The 15,019-nt window shown below is 68.6% G+C and carries 10 protein-coding genes and 1 pseudogene; 6 read left to right on the forward strand and 5 right to left on the reverse strand.

What is annotated here, in order from left to right; genetic code table 11:
• Positions 1 to 7: 7 nt before the first annotated feature.
• Positions 8 to 310 (reverse strand): annotated as a pseudogene (locus tag ACIRPT_RS28145) (GNAT family N-acetyltransferase); the annotation flags it as partial.
• A 259-nt stretch (positions 311 to 569) separates the two neighbouring features.
• On the opposite strand from ACIRPT_RS28145, the gene ACIRPT_RS28150 reads away from it, so the two are divergent.
• Entirely contained in the window at positions 570 to 1,313 is a 744-nt protein-coding gene (locus tag ACIRPT_RS28150; RefSeq protein WP_403831986.1) for a S1 family peptidase, read from the forward strand.
• On the opposite strand, the gene ACIRPT_RS28155 is transcribed toward ACIRPT_RS28150, so the two are convergent.
• Positions 1,291 to 1,761, reverse strand: a complete 471-nt coding sequence (locus tag ACIRPT_RS28155; protein WP_403831988.1) for a cupin domain-containing protein — start codon at positions 1,759 to 1,761, stop codon at positions 1,291 to 1,293. The two genes, ACIRPT_RS28150 and ACIRPT_RS28155, sit on opposite strands and share 23 nt — an antisense overlap.
• Before the next feature lie 369 nt (positions 1,762 to 2,130).
• On the reverse strand, positions 2,131 to 2,790 hold the full coding sequence (locus ACIRPT_RS28160) for a YceI family protein (RefSeq protein ID WP_403831990.1): 660 nt from the start codon (positions 2,788 to 2,790) through the stop codon (positions 2,131 to 2,133).
• Positions 2,791 to 3,507: 717 nt separating this feature from the next.
• Between ACIRPT_RS28160 and ACIRPT_RS28165 the strand changes: the two genes are divergently transcribed.
• From ACIRPT_RS28165 to xdhC, 3 genes are read left to right on the forward strand one after another with little or no spacing between them, the layout of a single operon-like run.
• A complete protein-coding gene (locus ACIRPT_RS28165) occupies positions 3,508 to 5,001 on the forward strand; it encodes a xanthine dehydrogenase small subunit (RefSeq protein WP_403831993.1) in 1,494 nt (497 codons plus the stop codon).
• Positions 4,998 to 7,439 (forward strand): xanthine dehydrogenase molybdopterin binding subunit, encoded by a 2,442-nt coding sequence (gene xdhB / locus ACIRPT_RS28170; protein WP_403831996.1) that lies wholly within the window; start codon positions 4,998 to 5,000, stop codon positions 7,437 to 7,439. Before ACIRPT_RS28165 ends, xdhB begins: the two co-directional genes overlap by 4 nt.
• Position 7,440: 1 nt before the next feature.
• Entirely contained in the window at positions 7,441 to 8,250 is an 810-nt protein-coding gene (gene xdhC / locus ACIRPT_RS28175; RefSeq protein WP_403832028.1) for a xanthine dehydrogenase accessory protein XdhC, read from the forward strand.
• A gap of 167 nt (positions 8,251 to 8,417) precedes the next feature.
• On the opposite strand, the gene ACIRPT_RS28180 is transcribed toward xdhC, so the two are convergent.
• Positions 8,418 to 10,544 (reverse strand): HelD family protein, encoded by a 2,127-nt coding sequence (locus ACIRPT_RS28180; RefSeq protein ID WP_403832030.1) that lies wholly within the window; start codon positions 10,542 to 10,544, stop codon positions 8,418 to 8,420.
• A gap of 445 nt (positions 10,545 to 10,989) precedes the next feature.
• Positions 10,990 to 11,829 carry a peptidoglycan-binding domain-containing protein gene (locus ACIRPT_RS28185; protein WP_403831998.1) on the reverse strand — a complete coding sequence of 280 codons (840 nt, stop codon included), beginning with the start codon at positions 11,827 to 11,829 and terminating at the stop codon, positions 10,990 to 10,992.
• 1,046 nt (positions 11,830 to 12,875) lie between these two features.
• On the opposite strand from ACIRPT_RS28185, the gene ACIRPT_RS28190 reads away from it, so the two are divergent.
• On the forward strand, positions 12,876 to 13,478 hold the full coding sequence (locus ACIRPT_RS28190; protein WP_403832000.1) for a peptidoglycan-binding protein: 603 nt from the start codon (positions 12,876 to 12,878) through the stop codon (positions 13,476 to 13,478).
• A 191-nt stretch (positions 13,479 to 13,669) separates the two neighbouring features.
• The gene (locus tag ACIRPT_RS28195; RefSeq protein WP_403832002.1) at positions 13,670 to 14,869 is read left to right on the forward strand and encodes a PP2C family protein-serine/threonine phosphatase; all 1,200 of its coding nucleotides are present in this window, start codon (positions 13,670 to 13,672) and stop codon (positions 14,867 to 14,869) included.
• Positions 14,870 to 15,019: the final 150 nt, after the last annotated feature.

Below are 15,019 nucleotides of genomic sequence, written 5' to 3' on the forward strand. Positions count from 1 at the left end.
GAAGTCATCCCCTCGCCGGCTCGGTCACGTCGTCAACCAACTGCCGTGCCGGCTCCTCCTCCCGCTGAGCGTCTGGCGCGATCGTCAGCCGCAACAGTCCAGGGCCGTCCAGCAGCCCGACGGCGAGAATCCGCCCGTCCCGGCTCCACGTCCTGACCGCCGCGGCGGTCGCTTGCGCACCCAACCGCCAGAACCAGCCAAGGTCACCCGGATGCAGTTGCATCGGCGCCCCTTCGTACTGCCACTCCCGCAGCACGCCCACAGCCTCGCTCAGCCCGTCAGCTCCCGGCTTGCCCAGCACAATCGCCATACGCCCGATCACACACCACCGCACCGACGGTCCGCACCCGGTTAGCGACTGGCCGGCGCGGTGCGGATCTGAGGACTTCGGATGGCAGCCGGTGATCGAAGAGACACGGCCTGACCGGGGTGACCGGTGGCGGGATCACGGCGAGATCTTCAATGAAAGCCTGGAACATTCGGAACTTTTTGGCCCAGCCGGGCATCTCACGACGCGTACGGCCCATTCCCTGACATGGCCCGTGCCCCGACGAGAGGAGCTGTTCCGGATGGTGCGTCGAGTTCGTGTACTGCTGCTTGCCTCCCTGCTGTTGGTGGCGGGTTCGGTGATGTCGTCCGCGCCGGCCTCCGCCGTCATCGGCGGATCGAAGAGCACTTACGGACCGTGGGCGGTGCGCATGCTCGTCGACGGCAAACCGGCGTGCACCGGGACGGCGGTCACACACCAATGGATCCTCAGCGCCTCGCACTGCTTCTTCGAGCAGGCGCAGCCGATCGCCGACAAGCGGATCTCGTTCCGGGTCGGCAGCCTCGACATGCGGAAGGGCACCACGGTCCACCCGGTGCCCGGCAAACGCGTGGGAAGCGCGCACGCCGACATGATGCTCATCAAGGTGCCGCCGATGAAGGTCCACACGGCGCGCCTGGCCACGGGCGGTGTCCGCCTCGGCCAGGCCGTACGGCAATACGGATGGGGAGCCACCTGCACCGGGGACGAAAACACCTGCCAATCACCGGTGCTCAAGCAGTCGGACCTGCGAGTCGTGCGGCCGGACGACCCCCGATGCGAGGGCTACACCGCACCGGGCGGGTCGGACTTCTGCATGGAAAAGGTGTCCGGGATTCCCGCCGGCGGCGACTCCGGAGGCCCGGTGATGAGCATCGCCCCCCGCGGCACGGAAATCCTCCTCGGCGTCTTTGACGGCTCCGACCGGGAGCAGATCGCCGAGGCCGGGGAGATCTCCCAGCAACTCACCTGGATCCGCACCGTCACCCGGGGGAACCAGGGCTAGGCCGTGACTCCGGCCGGGGAGCCCGCAGGTGCCGGCGCCGGGCCAGCTCTTCTTCGTCGACGAGGGTGAGCATGGGCTGACCCGGTGCGCACAGCATCGTGACGACGAATCGGCTGCGGGAGTCCGTCCGGTTGTTCCCGTCCTGGTAGTGGATGACATCGCCGCCCGCCTCCCAGAACGTCTCCCCGGCCTTGACCACCCGCTCCGGCTCGCCTTCGAGCTCGAAGAGCATCTCGCCCTCCAGCATGTAGCCGAAGGCAGGTCCCGAGTGCCGGTGCGGAGGGGTGCCAGGATCGCCGGGAGGGAACTCGACGAGAACCGTCATCGCCTCCGCCCCCTCCGGAACGAACGGCGGTTTCGCCGACTGCAGCACGGTGAGCGCCGTCTTCCATGCTTCGGAGCGCGGTCGACTCTCGGCGCCGCCTGCCGCCTTTTCGTTGTTCGACATGGCGATGTCTCCAGGTGGTGGGCCGCCTGGGCCAGGTGAGCCAAGCGGTGGGGTGCTACGTCCAGATTGCGACGGTGCGGTGCACAGCGCATGCCGGTCCGTGCACGCCTGGAGGTGCCGGTGACACCGAGTGTCTACGGAATTCCTGAGGGCGATCGGCGAAAGGGCCCCTAAGGACCTCTTGATCTTCGTGCAGAGATTGCCGGACAGCTGTCTCTGCGCTCCTGGTCACCGCGGGATCGCGACAGTCAGGTGGCGGCCTCCGCGGAGCCGGGAACGGTCCGTCAGGTCGCCCGGGGCGTCGGCTTCACGGTGACTCGCCTCGTCGAAGGTGTAGGGATACGGGCGGCAGGGGCCCTTTCGGGGCAACTACGCCTGGGGCATGGACCGGATCGCGGAGATGTCGAACTGCAGCCGAACTTTCTCACTCACCATGGCGCCGCCCGCCTCCAGGCGTTGGTTGTAGACCAAGCCCCACTCGGTGCGGTCGATGGTGGTGGTGGCGTCGAAACCGGCTCGCTCATAGCCGAACGGGTCCAGGACCGAGCCGAGGTAGTCGAGTTGCAGCTCGACGGGCCGGGTCACGTCGCGAATGGTCAGATCCCCCGTCATGCGGAAGCTCTCTGCGCCCTCGTGGAACGTGGAGGTACTGCGGAACACCATCTCCGGGTAGCGGCGTGCGTCGAAGAAGTCGGTGCCGATGAGATGTGCGTCCCGCTGGTCTACGCCCGTGTCGACGCTGGCGACCTGGATGACGAGTTCGGCGCGGGACTCGGAGGGCCGGGCTCCGTCGAAGTACAGCGCGCTGTCGTACTCGGCGAAAGCCCCCCGCACCGTGGTGACCATCGCGTGCCGCACGGAGAATCCGATGCGGCTGTGCGGGCGGTCGATGGTCCATTGCCCGGTCAGCGCACGAAGTGCCGGGTCGAGCGCGACTCCGGTGGCTTCGGCCGCCGGGGAAGGCGTCCGGGGGCCGGCAGCCGGCGTCGGCTCGATAGTCGCGCTCTGGCGACGGCTGAAGATACCCATGCGGTCGAGCCTCCCTCGAATCTAATTACTCCGTGCTATCACGGTGTGGACAGGCGCTACAGAGCGAGATAGGCGGCCTCGTCCGGATTCCATGCCGCCGACTGTAAAGATGCACAAGATCGACACGAACATGGATACACGGTCGGGCAACTCGGCGTTACACGCTGTCACCGCAGGGGTCGCGTCGCGCGGCGAGGACCGCAGTGCTCCATCCACAACAGCGCTTGCATCCAGGGCAGTTGCCGCCGTTCGCCGAGACCGGCGTGGAACGTGGCCGGGGAGTCCGCCCGGTGCACCGCCTCAGGGTGTTCCAGGTTTTCAGGGGCGCATCGCGGTACATGCTGCCGGGTCAGCGCGGTCGCCGTTCGCGCCGGCAACCTCTTGCCCTCTGTGGCGCCAGCCACTATTTTGCGATAGACGATTCATGACTACCGAGAAGGAGGCGACCTGCAGATGTACACCAGCTCTGATCTGGGTCGCCTCGCCCACTGCACGGTCTGGGTTCCGGGTCGGATCGCGCACGGCTGCTGAGCACGCCGTTTCTGATGTGCCCGCGCGTGGCACATTCCAGGTTTCTCGTCACCGCCTCCTGGCACGTCGTTGTTGCGTGCCGTTTTGCGCCCATTCCTCTCACGTGGCGCGTCTGAACACAGAAAGCTGCCTGAAATTGGCCAACATGATGAATCGACCGATCGCGCACCGAAACGAAGGCCTGTCATGGTAGCGGCGCGGATCACGGTCAACGGGAAAGAAACACCGATTTCACCGGCTGCGCCCCACACCACAATGCTGGAATTTCTGCGCGAGCGTGGCCTCACCGGAACCAAGGAGGGCTGCGCCGAGGGCGAATGCGGCGCCTGTTCGGTCCTGGTGGCCCGTCCCGGGGTGAACAAGCCCACCGACTGGGTGGCGGTCAATGCCTGCCTGGTCCCGGCCGCGGCGCTCGACGGGCAGGAGATCGTCACCTCCGAGGGTCTCGCCACCGCCGGCGAACCCGGCGTGCCGCCCACCCTGCACCCGGTGCAGGAGGAGATGGCGGTCCGCGGCGGCTCCCAATGCGGCTACTGCACACCGGGATTCGTCTGCAGCATGGCCGCCGAGTACTACCGACCCGACCGCTGCGCGCACGCGGCCTCGGGCTCGGACGCGGACGCGTCCGCGGACTCGCCTGACAGCACCGACGCCGAGCACGGCCCGAACGGTTTCGATCTGCACGCGCTGAGCGGAAACCTCTGCCGCTGCACCGGATATCGCCCGATTCGCGATGCGGCCTTCGCCGTCGGTACGCCCCCCGATGAGGACCCGCTGGCGCTGCGTCGCGAGCAGTCCCCGCCCGCACCGGTTGCCACCGAATACGCCCAGGACGACAGTGCGTTCCTGCGGAAGAGCACCCTCGCCGAGACGCTGCGGTTGCTGCGCGAGCGGCCCGACGCGGTGGTGGTCGCCGGCTCCACCGACTGGGGCGTTGAGGTGAACATCCGTTCCCGCAGGGAGGGTTGTGTGGTCGCCGTCGACCGGTTGCCCGAACTGCGGGAGCTGCGCGTCGAATCCGACGTCATCGAGATCGGGGCGGCGCTGACGCTCACCGAGATCGAACGCCGCCTCGACGGCAGTGTCCCGCTGCTGGCAGAGCTGTTCCCGCAGTTCGCCTCCCGGCTCATCCGCAACGGTGCGACCCTCGGCGGCAACCTGGGTACCGGCTCCCCCATCGGTGACAGCCCTCCGGTGCTGCTCGCGCTGGAGGCGTCGGTGGTGCTCGCCGACGCCGACGGTGAGCGCGAGGTGCCGCTGGCGGACTACTTCACCGGCTACCGGCAGAGCGTGCGCCGTCCCGGCGAACTGATCCGCGCGGTGCGCATCCCGTTGCCGCTGTCGCCGGTCACGGCCTTCCACAAGATCGCCAAGCGTCGCTTCGACGACATCTCCAGCGTGGCGGTCGCTTTTGCGCTCGACATCGAGGACGGGATCGTCCGCAAGGCGCGCATCGGCCTGGGCGGCGTGGCCGCCACCCCGATCCGCGCCCTCGCCACCGAGGCGGCCCTGGAGGGCAAGGCATGGACGGCGGAGACCGTCGAGGCCGCGGCCCAAGGGCTGCGGGCCCAGGGCACGCCGATGAACGATCATCGTGCCAGCGCCGGCTATCGCTCGGCGATGCTCGGCCAGAGCCTGCTCAAGCTGTACGCGCAAACCACCGAGGCGGTGTCGTCATGAGCCAGTTGTCCGAGCGTCCCGAAAAGCCCGTCGTCGGCGTTTCGATGCCGCACGAGAGCGCCACCCTGCACGTCACCGGCACCGCGCTCTACACCGACGACCTGGTCCATCGCACCAAGGACGTGCTGCACGCCTACCCGGTCCAGGTCATGAAGGCCCACGGCGGGATCACCGCGCTGCGCACCGAGCCCGCGCTCGCCGTGCCCGGTGTGGTCCGTGTGCTGACCGGCGCCGACGTGCCCGGCGTCAACGACGCCGGAATGAAGCACGACGAACCGCTGTTCCCCGACGAGGTCATGTTCCACGGCCACGCGGTCGCCTGGGTGCTCGGCGAGACCCTGGAGGCGGCCCGGCTCGGTGCGGCGGCCGTCGAGGTGGAGCTCGACGAACGGCCCTCCCTGATCACCCTGCAGGACGCGATCGCGGCCGAGAGTTTTCACGGCGCCCGGCCCGTGATGCTGACCGGCGACGTCGACGCCGGCTTCGCCGACTCCGCGCACGTGTTCACCGGCGAGTTCCAGTTCTCCGATCAGGAACACTTCTATCTCGAGACGCACGCGGCGCTGGCCCTTGTCGACGAAGCCGGGCAGGTGTTCGTCCAGAGCAGCACCCAGCATCCTTCGGAGACGCAGGAGATCGTCGCCCACGTGCTCGGCCTGCACAGCCACGAAGTGACCGTGCAGTGCCTGCGGATGGGTGGCGGCTTCGGCGGCAAGGAGATGCAGCCGCACGGGTTCGCGGCCATCGCCGCGCTCGGCGCCAAGCTGACCGGTCGGCCGGTTCGGTTGCGGCTCAACCGGACTCAGGATCTGACCATGTCCGGCAAGCGCCACGGGTTCCACGCCACCTGGAAGATCGGCTTCGACTCCGACGGCCGCATCCAGGCCCTGGACGCCACCCTGACCGCGGACGGCGGCTGGAGCCTGGACCTCTCCGAGCCGGTGGTGGCCCGTGCCCTGTGCCACATCGACAACACCTACTGGATTCCCCACGCGCGCATCGCCGGTCGTATCGCCAAGACCAACAAGGTCTCCAACACCGCCTTCCGCGGCTTCGGCGGACCCCAGGGCATGCTGGTGATCGAGGACATCATGGGCCGGTGCGCGCCGCTGCTCGATCTGGATCCGATGGAGCTGCGGGAGCGCAACTTCTACCGGCAGGGCCAGTCGACGCCGTACGGACAGCCGGTCACTCACCCCGAACGGATCTCCGCCGTCTGGCAGCAGGTTCAGGACAACGCCGGCATCGCCGACCGCAAGCGCGCGATCGCGGCCTTCAATGCCGCGCACCCGAACACCAAGCGGGCGCTTGCGATCACCGGCCTCAAGTTCGGAATCTCGTTCAACCTCACCGCCTTCAACCAGGGCGGCGCGCTGGTGCTGATCTACAAGGACGGCTCGGTCCTGATCAACCACGGCGGCACCGAGATGGGCCAGGGCCTGCACACCAAGATGCTGCAGGTGGCCGCGACCACGCTGGGTATTCCCCTGCACAAGGTGCGGCTGGCCCCGACGCGGACCGACAAGGTGCCCAACACCAGTGCCACCGCCGCCAGTGCCGGGGCGGATCTCAACGGTGCGGCGGTGAAGAACGCCTGCGAGCAATTGCGCGAGCGGCTGCTGCAGGTGGCCGGCACCCAGCTGGGTGCGCATGCCTCGGATGTGCGCATCGTCGAGGGCGTCGCGCGCGCCCTGGGCAGCGACAAGGAGCTGGCCTGGGACGACCTGGTGCGCACCGCTTACTTCCAGCGTGTTCAGCTGTCGGCGGCCGGTTTCTACCGGACCGAGGGTCTGCACTGGGACGCGAAGACGTTCCACGGCTCGCCGTTCAAGTACTTCGCCCATGGCGCCGCCGCGGCTGAGGTGGAGGTGGACGGTTTCACCGGCGCGTACCGCATCCGGCGGGTGGACATCGTGCACGATGTCGGCGACAGCCTGTCCCCGATGATCGACATCGGTCAGGTCGAGGGTGGCTTCGTGCAGGGCGCGGGCTGGCTGACGCTCGAGGACATGCGCTGGGACGCCAGTGACGGGCCGAACCGCGGCCGGCTGCTGACCCAGGCCGCGAGCACCTACAAGCTGCCGAGCTTTTCGGAGATGCCCGAGGAGTTCAACGTCACGCTTCTGGAGAACGCCACCGAAGAGGGCGCGGTGTACGGGTCCAAGGCGGTGGGTGAGCCTCCGCTGATGCTGGCGTTCTCCGTGCGGGAAGCCCTGCGGCAGGCCGCCGCGGCGTTCGGGCCGAGCGGGGTCAGCGTCGAGTTGGCCTCGCCCGCAACGCCGGAGGCCGTGTACTGGGCGATCGAGGCGGCTCGCCAGGGCGATGTCTCGCGGAACGGTTACGCCCGTAACGGGTTCCCCACCAGCGACCACGCCGGAAACGGGCACGCCGCCAACGGCAAGATCCACACCGACACAAAAGCGTTGAGCGGTGCCTGACATGACGTGGCTCACCGCGGTGGCACGGTTGCGCGCACGCCGGGAGCCCGGCGTGCTGGTGACCGTCGCGACCGTACGCGGCCATGCCCCGCGCGACGCCGGTGCGAAGCTCGTTGTGGGGCAGACCGAGACATGGGGTTCGATCGGTGGCGGCAATGTCGAGGCCGTCGCGATCGATCGGGCCCGGGAGATGATCGCCGTGTCCAAGCCGGAGCCGGAGCTGATCGACTTCGCTCTGAACGACAAGGTGACCAACCAGCATGGTGTGCAGTGCTGCGGCGGCACGGTTTCGGTGCTGCTGGAACCGCTGCCGGTGCCGCGGGCGGTGGCGATCTTCGGCGTCGGGCACATCGGGCTGGAGCTGGCGCGCATCCTGGCACGTCAGGACCTCGACCTGCATCTGATCGACACCCGCTCCGACATCCTCACCGAGGAGCGGCTCGGCGTGCTGGCTGATGCGGTGGCGCAGGTGCACGTACATCACACGCCGCTGCTGCCCGAGGAGGTACTGGCGGAGTTGGCGCCCGGCACCCACATCCTGATCATGACCCACGATCACGCGGAGGACGCCGCTCTGTGCGACGCCGCCCTGCGCACCGCCCATCTCGGCTTCATCGGGCTGATCGGGTCGGCGGCCAAGTGGGTGCGGTTCCGCAAACGCCTCGCCACCGAGGGCGGTCACGACGAGGCCACCATCGATCGGATCAAGACCCCGATCGGGATGGCCGACATCACCGGCAAGGAACCCGCGACCATTGCCGTGAGCGTTGCCGCCGATTTGCTGCGCGGCTTTGAAACCGAAGGGAACTGACTCCCCAACCGGATCGACAGGGGCCCCGCGCGCGCTCGTGCGAACGCGCACGTGCGGGGCGCCCTTTCGGCATGTAGGGGCGGCACGCAAGGCGGCCGGGTTCTACTGGGACGGGTCGATCATTGCGTGTACGGGTCACGGAACGGCGCCCCCGTCCGGACGGCCGGTCAACTCTGCGACAGCACACGGGTGTTGAGGGATCCGCAGGGCGACTCGGTGGTCAGGGTGCAGAGCCGTTTGGTGGCGCGGGTGAGGGCGACGTACAGGTCGCGTTCGCCGTCCGGGTGGGCCGTGGTGATCTCCGGCGGGTCGATGAGGATCACGCTGTCGAATTCCAGGCCGCGAGCTTGGGAAACCGGCACGATACGGGCCCACCGGTCGATTCCCGCTGTCCCCAGGGCGGCCGCTTTGGTGTCCGCGCAGATCACCGCGAGCAGATCGCCCGGGTGTGCTGCGACCTGGGACCTGAGTTCGGCAATCACGACGTCGGTGAGTCGGCCCCGGTGGGTGGTGAGCCGGCGGGGGATCTGGCCGTGGCGGAGCGCGCGGCTCGGCGCTTGGCCGGGGGCGATCCGGGCGAGCAGGTCGTGGGTGGTGGTCAGGATCTCGTGGGTACTGCGGTAGCTGACGGTCAGGGTGTGCAGGGCGTACCGGGTGCCCAGGTGCGGACGTAGCGCTTCGGCCCATGTGTGCTCCGTTGCCGTGGGGCCGGCCTGGGCGAAGTCGCCGACCAGGGTCATCGACCGGGAAGGGCAGCGGCGCAGGGCCATGCGCCACTGCATGGCGGTCAGTTCCTGGGCCTCGTCTACGACCACATGCCCGAAGTGGCGCTCGGGCGGACCCGCTACCAGGGCCGCGGCCTCGTCCAGCAGCGCCGCGTCTGCGTCGGTCCAGCCGGCACCGGGTGCACGCAGCAGCCTGGTCCGTTCCTCGTCGGTCAGCGACGGCAGGTGGGAGGCCATCGTCTCGGCGTCCGCCAGCAGGGCCTGGACGACGGTGTCGGGGGTCAGCTGCGGCCACAGCGCCTCCACGGCACGGTCGACGTGGGGGTCGTCGAGGAGACCGGCCCGAATGGCGTCCGCGTCGAACTCCGTGGACGGTGCCGCTGTCGGGGTGCCGTCGAGACCGAGGGCGCGGAGGTCCGCCTCGACGGCCTGGTCGAGGTCGAGGCCGGTGCTCTCCAGGGCTTCGGTATCGATGGCTTCCAAGGCGGCGATCATGGCGCGTTCCAGGGCGTTGGTGACCTGGTCGGCCAGGTGCTGCTTGAACAGTTCCCTGGCCGGGTTGTGCGCCAGACCGCTGGTGAGGGCCGCCGCACGTGCCCCGGCCACCTCTTCGTCCCGAAGGCGGACCGGTTCCCGGCCCACCCGCACCGCGAAGCCCCCCTCGGCAGCTTGGTGGGAACGGACCAGCGCCGCGAGCGCATCGGCCAGCTCGGCCCGGCCCTTGAGGCGGGCGACATCGGGTGGCTCCACGCCCGCGGGAGCCACCTGTGCCAGGTCGGCGCACGTCGCCAGGACCGCGTCGTTCTCCCCGAGGGAGGGGAGGACCTGCGAGATGTACTCGAGGAAGCGCGTGTTCGGGCCGAGGACCAGCACGCCCTGCGCGGCGACCCGCGGGAACGCGTACAGCACATAGGCGGCCCGGTGCAGCGCGACCACGGTCTTGCCCGTGCCGGGGCCGCCCTGCACCACCGTGACCCCGCGGTGCGCGGAGCGCACGATCGCGTCCTGCTCGGCCTGCAAGGTGGCCACGGCGGCGCCCATCCGCCCCGTCCGCCCGGCCTCCAGCACCTGCGCCAGCGGGCCGTCAGCCACGACATCGCCGAAGGCCGGCGCCGAGCCGTCCAGGAGCTCGTCACTCACCGCCCGCACCCTGCGGCCCTCGACACGCAGGTGACGGCGCCGCCGCAACCCCAGCGGGCGCAGCGGCGTCGCCTCGTAGAACGGCCGCGCCGCCTCCGCCCGCCAGTCCAGCACCAGTGGCTGCTCGCACCCGTCCATGTGCAGGCCGATCCGCCCGAGGTGCAGCTGCGTGCCGTCCGCGGCATCGATCCGACCGAAGACGAGCGCCTCCCCGGCGCCTTCCAGACGCCGGACCTGCCCGGCCAGCCGTGCGGTGGCCACCTCACGCGCATACACCTCGCCCGGACCCGCCGCCTCGGACCGCAGCACGTCCGCCAACCCCGCCCGTGCCTCAATGAGCCGCTCGTCCAGCAGCCGGTAAGCGGCGGTCACCCGCAGCTGTTCCGACTCCGTCTCGCGCGCAGCGCCGTCGCCATCGAACTCCACCAGTAGCCAGCCTTCCCCTCGTCAAGGCCCTCCACTATGCGACCGAATTCCCGTAAAAGTAAGGCTTGACTTACTTGTCCGCGTCAGCCGCCGCGGGGCGGTAAGGGGCGAGGGATCCCTGGTCAGGAGGTCAGCGGGATGCTCTGGCCATCAGGACAGCCGGAACCGTCGATCCGTCCGGCCGTGATCGAACGTGCCTGGTCGGCGGTGCCCTGTGCATTGTCCTCTGGGCGTTGATGGAGCCGGTGTTCACCGCCTGGCGGGTCGCGCGGGCCGGGTCGGCACGGCAGCCCGCGGGTGCACGGTCTCCCGTATCGGAGAGGCACCCTGATGCCCACTCACCGATCGATTCCGCCCGCGCGCATGCCGTCAGGCGACGACGAAACCACCAAACGCTCATCAACTGCCCACCGAGAAGGGCACAAGGGCCGGTGGATCCAGTCCCGGCTCAGGCGGCGACAGTGAATCCGTGCTGGCTGCCGAGCACAGTGAGGGTGGTCTTGCCCGGGATGCCGTCGGCGTTCGCCCCGCTCAGCCCTTGGCGGCGCTGGAAAGCCGCGTAGGCGTCGACGGTCCGGGAGCCGAAGGACCCGTCATCGCCGAAGCTCGGGTCCAGCAGTCCCTCTGCGACCAGGGCGGCCTCCACGGGTTTGACGTCCGCCGGGAATGTGGTGTGCCCCTGGGCTGCGGCCGGGTCGGTCCGTGCGGCAGTGACGACGTGGGAGAGGCTGACCTTGATTCCGGTAGGTGGGGGCGGGGATGGGGCGTGGCCGGGCCGTGGGGCACCCCTCTGCACCCACTCCTGGAGCGGGTCGCCAGGGCATTGGGTGGCGAATCCATCGCGGTGGCCTTTGATTTCCGCTCCGGCGCCGCCCTTCTCCCGGAGGAGGTCGATGGCGTCGCGGATACCGCCCAGTTGAGCATCGGTCGGATGGGTGAGTCCGGAGTTGCCCACCATGCCGCACACCGAGTAGTGGTTCAGGTTGAGCTGGTGGTTACCATTCGCAGCTTGGAGTTTGTGCAGGCCGCGGCCCTCGAAGACATGACCGTGCGGACAGACTACGTAGCTGTAGGCGATGTCGGAGTAATTCTCCTTGCGGTTCGCCAGATGATCGGCCTGGATTTGCCGCACCCGGCCGGCGCACCGGGTGTGGTTCGCCGGCTTGGCGAGATCGGCCGGGACGGCAGCGCCCTCATAGTGGACCTTTACGCCCCGGGTGGACGCGATGTGCGTGAGGGGGAAGCGCGACGGCTTGGCCCCCCAATCGGCGCGAGTGACGAGGTGCATTCCTCACTCCCTTGTGAGTTGCGGGTCGGCGCCGTCGCATGGCGGTCCGCAATCCGTGGGCTGCGCTTCCGAGAGCGCGTCGACACCGAAAACACGAGTCGAGGTCGGCTTGTCTGCCGAGCATGCGGTCCAAGGGCTCGTCGTTTCTCGACCGACAGACAGTCGATCAGGCCGACCGTCGCGGGTCTCGTCAAGGGACGAGTGTGCTCCTCCTGGGCTCAGACGCCGGGCGTGCAGCCACGGACGGGAAGGCGCGCCGTGTTGGGCACCTGTGTCTTATCGATACGCGAGCGCGGCGGAGGTTACCGAAGTCGGGTCGGTAAAGGCGCGAGTGACTACAATTCTCGCTTCCCTTGCGCATCTCACCGCAGACGCGTGTGTGATGTTCACGGATTGGCTAGCACATAGCAGAGAGCACAGAGCGCAGAGCACATGTGTAGCGTCAGTATCAGAGTGCATCTGCGCACTCGGGGAGTCAAGCAATGGGGGCGGCGGCTGAAAGGCCGCCCTGGATCCTTGCTCGCTTCTGCTTTCCGATCCCCCGAAACCGAGGCCGCTCCGCTCAGTCCCGAACGGCAACCCGCACGCCGAGCGCTTCATACGATCGGTACGCGAAGAGTGCACCGACCGCATCACCGATCTGCTTGTCGACGGTGGGGTCTCCGGCCTGACGGTTCGTAGGCCGCGCCCGCAACAGGGCGGCCCAGCACTCCGTTTGCCCCAGGTCTGACGTTGCCATACGGTCGAAACAACTGACCTTTCACACCTCGCAAAGCCGCCCGCCTCAATCTCCACGGAGGCGCGGCCAACAGGTGCACATAAGTGCCCTGATTCGACTTTGCATCCGCGTCTATGTAGTGGGGCTCACAGCCGGGGTTTCGGGCCTTACCCGCACAGGCGCATTTATCGCATTCCGGCGATGTCTCCCCCCCCTGCTCCTCCCGGGTCGGGGATACCGGCGGGCGCCCGGTCCTCGATCCGACACCGTAATGCGCCATATGGACATGGCTCCTGATCAACAAGTGAGAAGGGCGTAGGGAATGAGAATGAACCTGACCGAGCTGCGCGCCCTCGCCAAACAGGCAGGATTCACCGGCAGCGACATCAACATCGCGGCAGCCGTCGCCATGGCGGAGTCCACGGGCAACCCGGCCGCTGTCGGGGACGAGGGGCTGGCCAACAACAAGTGGGGGCCGTCCTTGGGTCTCTTCCAGATACGCTCCCTCAGGCACCCAGAGCAGTTCACCCCACCAGACACGCTCAGGATCGCCACAAAGCTCAAGGACCCGCTGTACAACGCCAAGACGGCAAAGGCCATCAAGGACGCTCACGGCTGGAACCAATGGTCCACTTTCAAGAACGGGGCCTATCTGGCGCACATGGACGGCGGCCCCGCCAAGTTCGAGCCGTTTCCTGGTGCGTCGTTCTTCCACACGGGACGGAAATCGCCGATCATCACCGCGATGCACAAACGGCTTGTCGCCGAAGGCTGCGATCGATACGCGTCCAGCAGTGAAACAGACGTGTGGGGCTCGGGCGATGTGAAGTCCTACGCCGCCTGGCAGCAGAAGCTCGACTTCTCAGGCAGTGCTGCCGACGGTGTCCCCGGAAAATCCAGTTGGGAACGGCTGCACGTCCCCAACGTCTGACTGTCCGGCCGTGCCGCGGTGAAACGGGTGCCGGGCCGCTGAACGGGACCTGGGTGACCGCGAGGCAACCCGGCACATTGCCGAATTCGGCACCCCGCCCGTCGACGCAGTCGTGGCCTGGTTCAGCGTGTGCCGCTGAGGTGAGAGACGCCGGGATCGGTGTGAGACTGGGTGCGGAAGGGGTGATCCCCGTGCTGGACGCATCGCAGGCGCCCGCCGATCCCGGCGCCGCCGTCGACGAGAGACGGCTGGAGGAGCTGATCACCGAGGCGCAGATCGTCCTCCCGGTGGATCTGTCCGCGCTGGCGAACCGGTGCGCGTTGGCCCTCGGCCTCAACACGGTGCTGATCTACCTCGTCGACCTGCAGCAATGGCTGCTCGTCCCGCTCGACGAGTCCCTGGAACCGCTGCCGGTGGACGGCTCCCAGGCCGGCTGGGCGTACCGCACGGTTTCCCCGCGGGTGACGGACAACGGCGACGGCGTGGTCGTCTGGGTGCCGCTGATCGACGGGGCGGAGCGGCTGGGGGTGCTGGCGGTGCGGACCGCCACGCTGGACGGGCCCCGGATGCGCCGCAGCCGGATGCTGGCCCATCTGCTCGCGATGGTCGTCACCTCCAAGCGCGCCTACAGCGACTGGATCGCCGCTCGCACCCGCACCGCGACCATGCGGCTGCCCGCCGAGATGCTGCGGGCCTTCCTGCCGCCCCGCACCATCGGCAGCAAGCAGTGCGTCTCGACCGCGGTGCTGGAGCCGGCGTACGACGTCGGCGGCGACGCCTTCGACCACGCGGTGGTCAAGCACGTGCTGCACACCATGATCCTCGACGCCATGGGCCACGATCTGGCTTCCGGCCTGACCACCTCGGTGACCATGGCCGGCGCGCGGAACGCCCGCCGCAACGGCGCCGACCTGCCCGAACTCGTCGGCTCCGTCGACCGCGCGCTCGCCCAGTGGCTGCCCGACCACTTCTGCACCGGTGTGGTGTGCCGGCTCGACGCCAACACCGGGGTGTTGCACTGGATCAACTGCGGTCACCCGCCACCGCTGCTGATCCGTGCCGAGCGCGTGCTCGACGGGGCGTTGGACAGCCCCCCGCAACCGCCGATCGGCCTGCATCTCGAACTGGCCCCGGCCGCCCGGCAGGTCCACGAGACCAGACTCGAACCGGGCGACCGCGTCCTGCTCTACACCGACGGTGTGGTCGACGCACGCGACGCGAGCGGCGTTGAATTCGGCCTCGACCGGTTCACGGACTTCATCATCCGCGCCTCCGCCGCCGGCCAGCGCCCGGCCGAGGTGCTGCGGCTGCTCAGCCACGCCATCCTCGACTACCAGCACAACAACCTGCGGGACGACGGGACCATCCTGCTCTTCGAATGGCACCCGTAGCACCCGTGCCGGGCGCCCTCCCGGCTTCCACGCCTCCCGCGCTCGAACCACTAGGTGTATTGATCACGAGCGTTGTTAACAGTCGCTGGGCTTGATCAATGGCGAAGACCTCCGGTGTGGTGGAGGTGTCTACGCTTCACCGCACGGAGG

The sequence above is a fragment of the Streptomyces sp. NPDC101227 genome (assembly GCF_044767545.1).
Taxonomy (GTDB): domain Bacteria; phylum Actinomycetota; class Actinomycetes; order Streptomycetales; family Streptomycetaceae; genus Streptomyces.

Coding starts and splice junctions, on each gene's coding strand:
- ACIRPT_RS28150 (WP_403831986.1), top strand. CDS start 570: ATGGTGCGTCGAGTTCGTGTACTGCTGCTTGCCTCCCTGCTGTTGGTG.
- ACIRPT_RS28155 (WP_403831988.1), bottom strand. CDS start 1,761: ATGTCGAACAACGAAAAGGCGGCAGGCGGCGCCGAGAGTCGACCGCGC.
- ACIRPT_RS28160 (WP_403831990.1), bottom strand. CDS start 2,790: ATGGGTATCTTCAGCCGTCGCCAGAGCGCGACTATCGAGCCGACGCCG.
- ACIRPT_RS28165 (WP_403831993.1), top strand. CDS start 3,508: ATGGTAGCGGCGCGGATCACGGTCAACGGGAAAGAAACACCGATTTCA.
- xdhB (WP_403831996.1), top strand. CDS start 4,998: ATGAGCCAGTTGTCCGAGCGTCCCGAAAAGCCCGTCGTCGGCGTTTCG.
- xdhC (WP_403832028.1), top strand. CDS start 7,441: ATGACGTGGCTCACCGCGGTGGCACGGTTGCGCGCACGCCGGGAGCCC.
- ACIRPT_RS28185 (WP_403831998.1), bottom strand. CDS start 11,829: ATGCACCTCGTCACTCGCGCCGATTGGGGGGCCAAGCCGTCGCGCTTC.
- ACIRPT_RS28190 (WP_403832000.1), top strand. CDS start 12,876: ATGAACCTGACCGAGCTGCGCGCCCTCGCCAAACAGGCAGGATTCACC.